The organism is Vallitalea longa (genome assembly GCF_027923465.1).
Lineage (GTDB): Bacteria > Bacillota > Clostridia > Lachnospirales > Vallitaleaceae > Vallitalea > Vallitalea longa.
On sequence record NZ_BRLB01000006.1, the window covers coordinates 163,330 to 175,723 of the forward strand.

11 protein-coding genes are annotated in these 12,394 nt (G+C 28.7%); all 11 read left to right on the plus strand.

Translation table 11 applies throughout. The features are described from left to right. Window positions 1–238 precede the first annotated feature (238 nt). The 11 genes from QMG30_RS12215 to QMG30_RS12265 all read left to right on the plus strand — a co-directional run bounded on the left by QMG30_RS12215 (window position 239) and on the right by QMG30_RS12265 (window position 12,319). Window positions 239–943, plus strand: coding sequence for an N-acetylmannosamine-6-phosphate 2-epimerase (locus tag QMG30_RS12215; RefSeq protein ID WP_281815733.1), 705 nt, complete (start codon window positions 239–241; stop codon window positions 941–943). A gap of 23 nt (window positions 944–966) precedes the next feature. Further along, entirely contained in the window at window positions 967–1,788 is an 822-nt protein-coding gene (locus QMG30_RS12220) for a MurR/RpiR family transcriptional regulator (protein ID WP_281815811.1), read from the plus strand. A 40-nt stretch (window positions 1,789–1,828) separates the two neighbouring features. Then, complete coding sequence (locus QMG30_RS12225; protein ID WP_281815735.1) at window positions 1,829–2,710, plus strand: ROK family protein; 882 nt, start codon at window positions 1,829–1,831, stop codon at window positions 2,708–2,710. Window positions 2,711–2,732: 22 nt separating this feature from the next. Beyond that, window positions 2,733–4,265 carry a DUF4127 family protein gene (locus tag QMG30_RS12230; RefSeq protein ID WP_281815737.1) on the plus strand — a complete coding sequence of 511 codons (1,533 nt, stop codon included), beginning with the start codon at window positions 2,733–2,735 and terminating at the stop codon, window positions 4,263–4,265. Between the two features lie 110 nt (window positions 4,266–4,375). Then, window positions 4,376–5,554, plus strand: coding sequence for a hypothetical protein (locus QMG30_RS12235; RefSeq protein ID WP_281815739.1), 1,179 nt, complete (start codon window positions 4,376–4,378; stop codon window positions 5,552–5,554). Between the two features lie 30 nt (window positions 5,555–5,584). Further along, entirely contained in the window at window positions 5,585–6,898 is a 1,314-nt protein-coding gene (locus QMG30_RS12240) for an ABC transporter substrate-binding protein (protein WP_281815740.1), read from the plus strand. 114 nt (window positions 6,899–7,012) lie between these two features. Further along, entirely contained in the window at window positions 7,013–7,918 is a 906-nt protein-coding gene (locus tag QMG30_RS12245) for a carbohydrate ABC transporter permease (RefSeq protein WP_281815741.1), read from the plus strand. After that, window positions 7,918–8,769: a carbohydrate ABC transporter permease gene (locus tag QMG30_RS12250; protein WP_281815742.1), complete on the plus strand. Its 852-nt coding sequence runs from the start codon at window positions 7,918–7,920 to the stop codon at window positions 8,767–8,769. The genes QMG30_RS12245 and QMG30_RS12250 overlap by 1 nt, the downstream gene beginning before the upstream one ends. Window positions 8,770–8,926: 157 nt before the next feature. Continuing rightward, on the plus strand, window positions 8,927–10,057 hold the full coding sequence (locus QMG30_RS12255) for a Gfo/Idh/MocA family protein (RefSeq protein ID WP_281815743.1): 1,131 nt from the start codon (window positions 8,927–8,929) through the stop codon (window positions 10,055–10,057). A 159-nt stretch (window positions 10,058–10,216) separates the two neighbouring features. Next, complete coding sequence (locus tag QMG30_RS12260) at window positions 10,217–11,098, plus strand: hypothetical protein (RefSeq protein WP_281815744.1); 882 nt, start codon at window positions 10,217–10,219, stop codon at window positions 11,096–11,098. A 264-nt stretch (window positions 11,099–11,362) separates the two neighbouring features. Then, window positions 11,363–12,319: a GNAT family N-acetyltransferase gene (locus QMG30_RS12265; RefSeq protein WP_281815746.1), complete on the plus strand. Its 957-nt coding sequence runs from the start codon at window positions 11,363–11,365 to the stop codon at window positions 12,317–12,319. The last annotated feature ends 75 nt before the right edge of the window (window positions 12,320–12,394 follow it).

Here is a 12,394-nt window from a genome sequence, read left to right on the forward strand (position 1 = left end):
AAAAGTTTGAAAATATAAAAAGATACATGTTAATTGCATGTATTTTTTTATATTACAATGTAATTTTGTTTTCAAATTATTGACGGGAAGAATTATTTGTGTTATTATTAGAGAAATAATACTCCAAAAAAAATGTAAATGGTGGAGTAATTCTTTAAAAAGATTAAACTTTAGATATATATAAATTTCAAGTATTAAAAATTAAATAGAAATTGCATATTTATGAAGGGAGAAAGGTATGGGGAAAAAGGATATAATAGAAAAGATAAAAGGCGGTTTAATTGTATCATGCCAGGCATTAGAAGATGAGCCACTCCATAGCTCATTCATTATGAAGAAAATGGCAAAAGCTGCTATGCTAGGTGGAGCGGTTGCTATAAGAGCTAATGGATATGAAGATATTAAAGAAATTAAAAGTGAGGTAAATTTACCTATAATTGGATTAATTAAAAAGAAATATGATGGTTTTTTACCTTATATAACTCCAACTATACAAGAAGTGGATAAAATAGTACAAGCTGGAGCTGATATTGTAGCAATAGATGCAACCAAATTAGAAAAACCTGGTCAATTAACAACTGGAGAATTATTTCAACAAATAAAAATCAAGTATCCTAACATATTAATGATGGCTGATATATCTACATATGAAGAAGGAATTAAAGCATATAAACTTGGGTTTGATTTAGTATCAACCACATTGTCAGGATATACTGATTATAGTACTAAAATTAATGGACCAGATTTTGATTTGATTGAAAGACTTTCAAAAGATATAGATATTCCTCTTATAGGTGAAGGTAAAATACAGACACCTGAACAGACAGTTATGGCATTGAAATTTGGAGCTTATGCCATTGTAGTAGGTGGTGCAATAACAAGACCACAAGAAATAACGAAAAGATTTGTATCGTATATTAAAAGGAGTGATGCTTTATTGTAGAGCAAAGTAGTATTATATTAAAGATTCAAAGCTGTTATAAATCACTAACCAAATCACAGAAAAAAGTAGCAGATTATGTGCTTAATAATCCACAAGAAGTTATTTACTTTTCGGTTACAGAGTTTGCTGAAAAATGTAACGCTGGAGAAGCAACAATTATTAGGTTTTGTAGGCATATTGGATTAACTGGGTTTCAAGAGTTTAAGTTAAAGATGGCAAAGGATATAGTCGAACCAGAAACCAATATCCATGATAAAATTTCCTTTGATGATTCCCTAGATGTATTAGTACAGAAAATTACTAATGAGAATATAGTAGCTGTATCTAACACAACAAAAATGATTGATCTAGATGAATTAGAAAAAGCTGTAGAGTTAGTTAAAGATGCAAATAAAATAGTATTTTTTGGAGTAGGAGCCTCGGCATATGTAGCACTAGATGCTAATTATAAGTTTATGAGATTAGGGTTAAATACTTCAGTAAATTTGGACCCACATATTCAAGCAATATCTACAGTAAATTTAGGGAAAAATGATGTAGCTATAGGAATATCTTTTTCAGGAAGTACAAAAGATACAGTTGAAACATGTACTTTAGCAAAAAAAACAGGTTGTAAAATTATTAGTATAACTAATTATGCAAGGTCTCCGATTACAGCTGTGTCAGATATTGTATTATTAACATCAGCAAAAGAAACACCTCTAAGAAGTGGGGCTTTGACATCTAAGATAGCACAACTTCACACATTAGATATTTTATATACTAGTGTAGCTATTAAGATGAAAGATAAAGGTGTAAAGAGTCTGGATAAAACAGCTAAAGCGGTATTAGAAAAAATGTATTAATTAATTTAAGCCTAATCAGTGGGGGGATGGAAGGTATAAAATGAAAAAAGTTATTGGTATAGATATTGGTGGAACTAAAATATTAGGAGGTTTAATTAATGAAAAAGGGACTTTAATTGAAAGTATTAAAGTTCCAACAAACGCATTATGTGGAAGAGATGCAATAATTAATAGTATTTTTAGTATCATTAATAAGTTAATGGATAAAGAAGTAAAAGGTATAGGAGTGGGTTCAGCAGGAAGAATTAACTATAATAAGGGGATAGTAGATTATGCAACAGATAATCTACCAGGGTGGACTAATCTAAATATTAAAAAAACAGTAGAAACTAAATATAAAATTCCTGTTATAGCGGATAATGATGTTAATACTGCTGTGTTAGGTGAACATTGGATTGGTAGTGCATTAGGTTACAAAAATATTATAATGATAACTTTAGGAACTGGTGTAGGCGGTGCTGTAATATGTGATAATAAGCTAGTCAGGGGAAAACACTTTAGTACAGGTGAAATTGGTCACACAGTTATATATCCAGATGGAATAGAATGTAATTGTGGTAAAAAAGGCTGCTTAGAGCAGTATGTATCGGGAAATGGAATAACAAAAAGATATAATAAGATGATAGGTGGAAATAAGGTTAATAAGGCAGAAGAAGTTTTCGAGTTATATATTAAAGAAGATAATATAGCTAATCTTGTTGTTAATGAAGCCATTAAGACTCTAGCTATAGCAATCAATAATTTAAGAAATATACTTGATCCAGAAATATTTATAATAGGTGGCGGGTTAATTAATTCAAAAGAAATATGGTGGGATAGTTTTATTTTACAAATTGATAAAGATATAAAAATTAATAGTGCTTTACTTAGTAACAAAGCAACAATGTATGGTGCAGCAAAATTAATACTCAAATATTTATAATAAAATTGTTAGGAGGATAAAAATGCCACAAAGAATAATGTACATTCCTTTAGATGAACGTCCGGTGAATGTTGTATATCCTAAGATGATACTTGACATAAGTGATGTTGAGGTTCTATTACCACCAGTTAATATAATGGGAATGAAAAAGAAAAATGCTGATATTAGTTTACTTTCTAATTGGATGGAGGCTAACATTAGTGATATAGATTATTTGGTACTATCTATAGATATGTTTATATACGGTGGATTAATACCATCAAGAATTCATAATAGACCTTATATTCAGTGTATTAATAACCTTAATTTACTAAAGAAGTTTAAGAATATAAATGATAAATTAAAAATATATGCTTTTGATACAATAATGAGAGTTCCATCTTATAATAGTGATGATGAAGAACCAGATTATTATGAATTATATGGAGAAAAAATATTTGAACTGGGAGCTCTAATGGATAAAATTTCACAAAATATTTCTTCAAACGAGGAAAAACAACAACAAGAGATAATAAAAGAAGAAATACCCAGTGATGCAATGCAAGACTATATTAAAAGAAGAGAATTAAATAATAAGATTACTAAAGCAGTTATTAATTATGTAGAAGAAGATATTATAGATTTTTTAATTATTCCTATGGATGATTGTTCAGAGTTTGGATTTAGCTCAAAAGAGCGAAGAAATATAATGAGTATAATTCGCCAAAAAGGGTTGTTACATAAAATTTACTCCTATCCTGGTGCTGATGAAGTAGGGTGTACGTTAGTTACAAGGGCATTTAATAAAATTATAAAATATCAGCCAAGGTTATATATAAGATATTCTTCTGTAGTAGGACCTACATTAATACCTAGATTAGAGGATAGGAGTGTTCACGAAACAGTAAAATATCAAATAATTGCAGCTGGAGGTATAGTTGTTGATAATTCTTTAGAGTGTGATTTTGTATTAATGGTAAATCCACCTTCTTATAATACATTAAGGTTATATGATGGTAATGATTCAATTTTTAAAAGAATTGAATTAAATGATCCATATAGAAATATTAATGAATTTGTCCTTGCAGTTAAATATTATATTGAAAAAGATATTCCATGTGCTGTAGCAGATGTTGCACAGGTAAATGATGTAGATGATGATATGATGATGCTTCTAAAAAGTTATCATTTATTAGACAAGTTATTATCATATGCTGGCTGGAATACATCTTCTAATACACTTGGAACAGTAATAGCACATAGCATGGTTACCTCTTATTATATTGTTAATAATAAATTATATGACTCAAATGAAATCAAATCAAAGAAATTTTTATGTCAGAGATATCTTGAAGATTGGGCATATCAGCATTATGTGAGAAAGGACATAATTGATATGTTAGAAGATATGCAAATTTCATATTTTAATCTAGAGGATAAATTAGATTATGTATGTGACACAATTAAAGATAAATTATATGATTTCCAAAACAAAAACCTTATGGGGTTAAAATTTGATTTTGATGTTAATATTCCTTGGAATAGATTGTATGAAATTGGAATTACTTTTAAATGATTTATAGTTCTAATACATAATATTGATTCCATGGAGGTGAAAAACAAAATAATAAAGAGGATTATTATTAGAAAAGTATAAAGTTTGTAGGTAAATTGGAGGTTAGTAGAATGAAAAAAATTGTTTTAATTATGATTTGTATGATATTAACAATTTCAACAAATGTTCCTATTCATGCTTATAGTGTTGATGATTGTATTGAACCAATACCAGTAGCAGAGAAATTAACAACATATACATCTTTTAGTCAAACAGGAGATTCTTTAATATTTGTTGATATGCCAGAGGTATTAATGCCATTTATGACTAATCAACCTGATAATGGAACTTTTAAGGGAACATGGGCGAGCTATAGGGAGGAGGTCAATGGTAGATTTAGATTGATGTATTACCATCAAAACCATGGTAATAAAGATTTATATTATAGTATAGCATTATCCAATACTACTAATCATACCATAAAAATTTTTTGGAATAGAATTGGTGTTGGAGAAGATTTAGATGCTGCTAAGTGTGGTAGCCAAATAACAAAAGATTGGTTGAGTAAAAGTACAAATGATATTTTCTGGGGTAATATACCTGCTGGAAAAACAAAATATTTTACAATAAGAAAGGTAAATGATAAATATACTGGTGAAGCTATAATAGATTTTAATATTACTGATATGAATGGAAATAGTGATACTGCAAAAGTTACAACTGTTATTTCTGATAATTATCCTAATAACGATCCTAGTAACGGAATTGATAATGCATCTATTTTATCTATACCTATTTTACCTTGGGTAACCAATTATAAAGGGGATATTGTAGGGATAACTAGAGGAAAATGGAACTCTAATACAAGAGAATCCACTATAAATTATAATGGAACTACAGGAAATAGATATATTAATCTTGGTAATGATCCAAGATGGGGAAGTGAATATAACTATTTAGCAGGAGAAAAAGAGGTAGGCTATAGTAGTGTAGATAATAAACAGGTTGAGAACTACGGTAATTATGGTATTGATTATAAGTTGAAAATAAATCTAAGTAATCCTTGGTCTGGTTATTCTAAAATTGATATGATTTTTACAGATCCTGTACACGAAGCTAATCTTAATTGGTTTTATGCTTATTTTGTTGGTAAAATTGGTAATCAAATTAAAGTTTCACCTAGATGGGTAAATTCAAGAAATAGAGGATACGTATTTTCTAAGTGTAATCCTAGCACTTATTATTTAGAAACTCAAATAGTACCAGGTAGTGATCATCCAATGCAAATACTGTTTTGTTCAGATAACTAAATTGTAATTATAAAATGGAGGTTAGATTGTATGAAAAAAATTATGACTTTATTATTAATATTAGTATTGTGTTTTAGTATTACAGGGTGCGGAGATAAGACAGAGGATAAATCCACGTCGAAGGTTGATGAGGTAACTAAAAAAACTGATAACAATAATGTAGATAATAAAAAAACAGTTGAATTAAATTTTTGGCATTTATGGACTGGTTCTGAAGCTGAAGCACTTCAAGCAGTAGTAGATGATTTTAATGAGAGTCAAACAGATATTCATGTTACTCTCCTTAGTACAGATATTCAGAAACAGTTAGCTGCTTTATCTACTGGCAGCGGTCCAGATATAGCAGGAAATTTCTATTTTAATGTAGCATCATGGGCTCAAAAAGGTGCGATGATGGATTTATCTGAGTTAATTGAAAGAGATAAATATGATATTAATGATTTTGTTCCTTCAACAGTAAAAACAGTAACTCTTAACGATAGATTATATGCGTTACCCATAGCAATGCATGTTAACATGTTGTATTACAATAAGGACATGTTAGAAGCAGCAGGTTACGATAAATTTCCAGAAAAAATTAGTGAGTTCAAGCAAATGATAAATGACTTAAGTGTAGTTGAAGATGGAAACATTAAACAATTAGGCTATATGCCTTCAGCTGATCCTGGAATTTTTAATATTGCATCAATGTATGGGGCAAAATTTGTTTCTGACGATGGTAAGGAAATTTTAGAAGATGAAGCATTAATAAATGCATATAAATTTGAAAAAGAATTTACAGATAATTATAGTTATGAAAGTATCGCAAAATATGGTTCATCATTTGGCAAATATATGTCTCCTGATAATCCATTTTTCACTGGAAATGTTGCAGTCAAATTTGATGGAGAATGGCTTGTATCAATTATTGACGAATTTGCAAAAGATTTAAATTATTCAATTGCACCATTACCTTATCCTGATGATAAACCAGAACTTAAAAATGCTGGATATGCTTCCCCAAGTATTATGTACATACCACAATCAACTAAACATCCTGAAGAAGCATGGACTTTCCTTAAATATTTAGTATCTGAAGAAGCTATGGTTAAATTTACTGCTAAGATAGGGAATCTTCCCGCTAGAAAAAGCTGTATGGACAATAAAGCTTATGACCATATAAATGGATTTAAAGTATTCTTGGATTATGCTCAAGGTGATAATATTTGCTCAATTGCTCCAATGAATCCAGAAGCTGAATATGTATCCGAGTTAATTGCTCAATATGACATGATTATGAACAATAAGATATCAGCTGAAGAAGCAATTGAAAAAATTAAAAAGAAACTCGATCCTAAAATGTAAAATTAATAAAATAGTATAATTAAAGTAAAAATAAATCATTATTAAGAGAGGCAGAGTAATAAATAATAAAAACTGCCTCCTTAATTTTACACATATATCGGAGGTGTTATAAATATGAGAAGAAGAAATAAAGACAATATAAATGGTTTGATTTTTGCCAGTCCATGGTTAATTGGATTTATAGTTTTCACGGTTGTTCCTATAATACTTTCTTTGTACTATAGTTTTACGAATTTTAATATATTTCAAAAACCGAGTTTTGTTGGATTAAATAATTATATACAACTATTTCAAGATGATAATTTTTATAAAAGTATGTTAAATACTGGTTATATTACAATTATTGGTGTTCCTTTAAATATCATTTTTGGTTTGTTAATGGCTATGCTACTTAATAGTAAGGTTAAAGGACAGTCCATATTCAGAACTATTTATTTTATTCCTTCAATTGTACCTATTGTTGCCTGTTCAATATTGTGGATGTGGATTTACAATGCAAAGAACGGTTTAATTAATGTTATACTTGATAAACTAAATTTATATCAACCAGGGTGGCTGGTTGACCCGAAATTTACGAAAGTATCACTATTAATCATTGGTATATGGGCTTGTGGTATGACTATGGTTGTTTTCTTAGCTGCATTGCAAGATGTGCCTAAAAGTTTATATGAAGCTGCCAAGATTGATGGTGCTAATAGAATACATAAATTTTTTTATATTACATTACCAGTTATTTCTCCAGTTATATTTTTTCAAGTAATAATTGGAATTATTGCTGCTTTACAATATTTCACTCAAGCTTATGTAATGCTTTCGACAGATAGTTATACGTTAGCTAGTGGTGGTCCTGAAAATTCTATGTTGTTTTACGCTATATCAATATTTTATAATGCTTTTCAGTATCTAGAAATGGGTAAAGCTTCAGCAATGGCATGGATACTTTTCATTGTATCCACGATTATAACTTTGTGTGTATTTAAAAGTTCTAAGAAATGGGTATTTTATGGGGGTGGAGATTAATGAGAAATGTAAAAGCAAAAAGTATAAAAACAACAGATAATTTACATAAAATAATAGTATATTTCTTTCTAATAGTTTTTAGTATATTCTTTTTGATTCCCATATTATGGATGATTTCTACATCATTAAAATCTCCAGAAGAAATTTATCGGATTAAATTTGCCTTTTTACCAACTAAACTTCACTGGAAAAACTATGTTGATGCAATAACTTCTATCCCATATTTTAAATATATTTCTAATACTTTGATTGTTACTGTATTTTGTGTTATAGGTCAACTGTTTGCGGCTCCATTAGTAGCTTATTCTATAGCTAAGATTAGATGGTTTGGTAGTAAAATAGTATTTATGCTTATAATAGGAACAATGTTTTTACCTTTTCAAGTTACAATGATTCCAGTATATATGATTTACCATAAGATGGGTTTCGTAGGTACATTTTTACCATTAATTTTACCAAGTTTTTTTGGATATCCTCTATATATTTTTTTATTGCGTCAATTTATAGTAGGAATACCAGATTCTTTAATTGAAGCAGCTAAGATTGATGGGGCTTCTGAATATAAAGTTTATTGGAAAGTTATACTCCCATTAATAAAACCAGCATTAGCAACTGTTACAATATTTACATTTTTAACTTCTTGGTCAGATTTTTTAGGACCATTAATATATTTAAACAACGAGAATATGTATACATTGTCTCTAGGGTTAAGACAATATCTAACAGCACATAGTATTGCTTGGGGCCCATTAATGGCAGCTACAACAATGTTTATAGTACCAACAATAATTATTTACTTTTTTGCTCAAAAACAGTTTATTGAAGGTATTGCTACAACAGGAGGAAAGTAAGATAAACAGAAAACAATTTAAGGTAGTAAATTGCTTTCTATATGAATGTAAGTAAAATGATATAAAAGTAGTATTTTGTAAAATGTATATATGATATAATATAAGAGTTCCTAAATAAAATAGGAGCTTTTTATATTATTATTAAGGAGGACAACTAATGCAAATTGATTATAATTTAGTTGGCTTAGGGTATATTGGTAAAATTCATTTGATGGCAATGAATAATTTTAATTTATTAAATTTACCTATTAAAAGTAATATTATTAAGAATCAATTAGTTACAAGAGATCCTGTTAAAAGATTAGAAGCAGCGCAGTTATTAGGTTTTGAAAAAACTGTAGATGTAGAGTCATGGGAAATTGATAGTAATAAAGCACAATTAATAGATATATGTAGTCCGAATATCAATCATAAAGATTTAGTAATAGAAGCTATAGAAAAAAATATACATGTTTATTGTGAAAAACCTCTTTCCATGAATGGTGAAGAAACCAGAGAAATTTTGAATAGACATAAAAAAAGTAAATCGAGAATTCAAATATGTTATATAATGAGATATATCCCTGCATTTGCTAAAGCTAGAGCTGCTATTAAAAATAATGTTATAGGAGATATTTCTAGTTTTCGTATTGAGTATTATCACTCTTCGTATCTTAATCCAGATAAACCTTATGCATGGAGACTAGACGAGAAAATATCAGGTGGTGGAGCGTTATATGATTTAGGTAGTCATGCTTTTGATGTTCTGCAATTTCTAATTGAGCCAATAAAAGAAGTAATGTGTTTTACAGATACTATCGTAAAAGAAAGAAAAGATAGTGAAGGTAACTATAAAAAAGTTACAGTTGATGATTGGGCATTAACCCATGTACATACTGTAAACGATATAAAAGGAACTGTTGAAGTTTCTAGAATAGCAGTAGGTGATGATGGTATCCGAGTAAGGATATATGGAACAGAAGGGTCATTAATGATTAATGTCAATAATAATCCTATAGATGTTATGTATTATGATTACCTGGGAAATAATATTCATCTTGATGAAAAATATTATACTGATGATAGTTACTACAAGCATCTATTAAAATTCTATCCAACACCCAAAATGTCTCAAGGATTTTTCTTAGATGCTCATACAGCTTCATTAGCTTCGTTTATATATCAGATTGAAAACAATACCAATATAGAAGGTGTTCCATCTATTAATCAATGTAAGAATTTAGAAGCTATATTGACAGCTTGTAAAAAATCTTCCATAAGTAAATATTTTGAAAACATTGATATATAAAATAAAATATATATGTGATTATGAATAAAAAAATGACTAAAGACCTATAAAAATTCCCTACTTTATACTAATTAACAACTATTGACATATTTGTTATAATATGAAAGGTTGTGTGAAACGAAGAAATCATTTAAGCAATTAATTTTTAAGGAGGATACAATGAGTATTATATTAGGTTTATTTACATTACTATTAAGTATTGCTATACCATTAGCTTTATTACTTACAACTAATTTTCAAGTTATACATTTTGCATTATTTTTTATAATTCCGGTAGGAGCAATTTTCACAGGTTATTTATGTGGATATGGTTATTTTAAAGGATTGGTTTTATCTAATAGAAAAATTACAGGAGGTCATTATTTTGTTGGATTGATAATGGCTATTGTATGTTTGGTTTCAGTTCTATACGGTACATATTATTTAAGCTGTTTTAATGAGGAAGAACAAAAAATAGAGTATTCTTTGGAAGGAAATCATGTTAGTGATTATGAAGTAAATGGTTATGGTGAAATGACATTTCCTAAATATACTAGATATATGATTGAAAATACACCTGTTTCATTTAGTATAAGAAGTACTAACATAACAGAGGTATCGAATCCTATTTTTGGATGGATTGTTACGATTATTGACTATTTAGGTTTACTAGCAGGATGTTTGGCATGTGGTTCAAGTATATATGATAAATATGAGTATTGTGATAACTGTAAAAAGTATAAGAAAAAGAAAAAAATATTCGATATACCTAAACCAAATGGAAAAGGTTTCTTTGATGAACTAGAGACGTTAGTTAATAATCTGAACATGAGTATATTTCTAGAAGAAATTATTGATAAGTATAAAAATGACAGGTTAAAAACAGGTGAATATTATGAATGCTATCTGATATATTGTGAAAGCTGTAGATCAGCATCATTTAAATTCAAACTATATGAGAAGAACAAAAAAGGTAAAGTTGTTGAGAATGATGATTTCAAATACACTATTGATGTTAATTATGATTTTGTGAGAAATTATATTAAGAAGGACGCAGCTTAAATTAAAATATCAAATAACTATAATAAATACTACAGCTTAAGATTAATTACGATGTTGCTTTTGCTGTAGTATTTCTTTATCTAGATGTTTCAAAAAACTCCCTTCTCTAACCAAGTATTATGTTTTTGGATATTTCATTTAGATATGATGACTATATTCGACAATATCTCTTATTGATAATAGGTATTTTAAGGTATAGAATATTTGTAGGTGTGGATGGATTAGTATATATTATTTAATATAAAGAGAGGGAGAACAAATAGAATGAAGATCATTGAGTTTAGTACAGTAACAAATAAAATGAAAAAGATGATGATTCAAGATTTGGAATATTTGTATAGTAAATTGCTCATTAATGAAAACTTTGGGCAAATAGAAAATTTACTAGGAAGCAAAATAGAAAATTGGATGAAAAACAAAACAATAAATGGTGCCATTTGTATGAAGAATGAAAAAATGGTAGGATTTCTGTTTGCTGAACTGAAGAACGGTGAGCAGAAAAGACAAGCTTGGGTTCCGAGTTTTGGAATAGCAACTTTTGGTGAAGACAATGATAAAATTCTATATGAGTTATATAAGCATTGTTCTAGTCAATGGGTTGAATTAGGATACTATGAGCATGTAATAGAGACATTAGACATAGATAATCAAGTGTTGAGTTTGCAAATGTTGGGATTTGCATTTCAACAAGTTCATGGGTTGTTAAAACTCTCTAACTATAAGGAGGGTGAATCTGATGCAAAAATATCAATAAGGTCTTTCAGGAAAAATGATTCTGATATTTTAAGAGATATGGCTGACATTATATATAAATATCAAATTGCTTCACCAGTATATGCTCCACTCCAAGTAGAGACTATAAAGAGGATTAGAGATGGTTATGCTAGCCTAGTAAATGATGATGAAGTAATGTTATATATATCTGAAACAGATAGACCAGTTGCATTTCAAGCTCTATGGGAAGATGATTATGGATATCTAGTACCAGAAAAATGTGTAGAGCTGTCAATAGCAGGTACGTATGCAGATGTCTCACATAGTGGAGTTGGAACAAAATTGATGAATTATGTTGTAAAGGACTTAATATTAAAAGGGTATAAATGGTTATCAGCGGATTGGAGAATTACAAATATAAGCGCAAGACGTTTTTGGAATACAAAATGTGGATTCAATATAACTAAATATAGAATGATAAGGACAATTGATTCTGATAACAATTAGAAGATTATATTAACAAACAAATATTAATGAAGAATATCTAATTATGTACGATTTCAATAAAAATACAGTAATAGA

Coding starts and splice junctions, on each gene's coding strand:
- QMG30_RS12215 (WP_281815733.1), top strand. CDS start 239: ATGGGGAAAAAGGATATAATAGAAAAGATAAAAGGCGGTTTAATTGTA.
- QMG30_RS12225 (WP_281815735.1), top strand. CDS start 1,829: ATGAAAAAAGTTATTGGTATAGATATTGGTGGAACTAAAATATTAGGA.
- QMG30_RS12230 (WP_281815737.1), top strand. CDS start 2,733: ATGCCACAAAGAATAATGTACATTCCTTTAGATGAACGTCCGGTGAAT.
- QMG30_RS12235 (WP_281815739.1), top strand. CDS start 4,376: ATGAAAAAAATTGTTTTAATTATGATTTGTATGATATTAACAATTTCA.
- QMG30_RS12240 (WP_281815740.1), top strand. CDS start 5,585: ATGAAAAAAATTATGACTTTATTATTAATATTAGTATTGTGTTTTAGT.
- QMG30_RS12245 (WP_281815741.1), top strand. CDS start 7,013: ATGAGAAGAAGAAATAAAGACAATATAAATGGTTTGATTTTTGCCAGT.
- QMG30_RS12250 (WP_281815742.1), top strand. CDS start 7,918: ATGAGAAATGTAAAAGCAAAAAGTATAAAAACAACAGATAATTTACAT.
- QMG30_RS12255 (WP_281815743.1), top strand. CDS start 8,927: ATGCAAATTGATTATAATTTAGTTGGCTTAGGGTATATTGGTAAAATT.
- QMG30_RS12260 (WP_281815744.1), top strand. CDS start 10,217: ATGAGTATTATATTAGGTTTATTTACATTACTATTAAGTATTGCTATA.
- QMG30_RS12265 (WP_281815746.1), top strand. CDS start 11,363: ATGAAGATCATTGAGTTTAGTACAGTAACAAATAAAATGAAAAAGATG.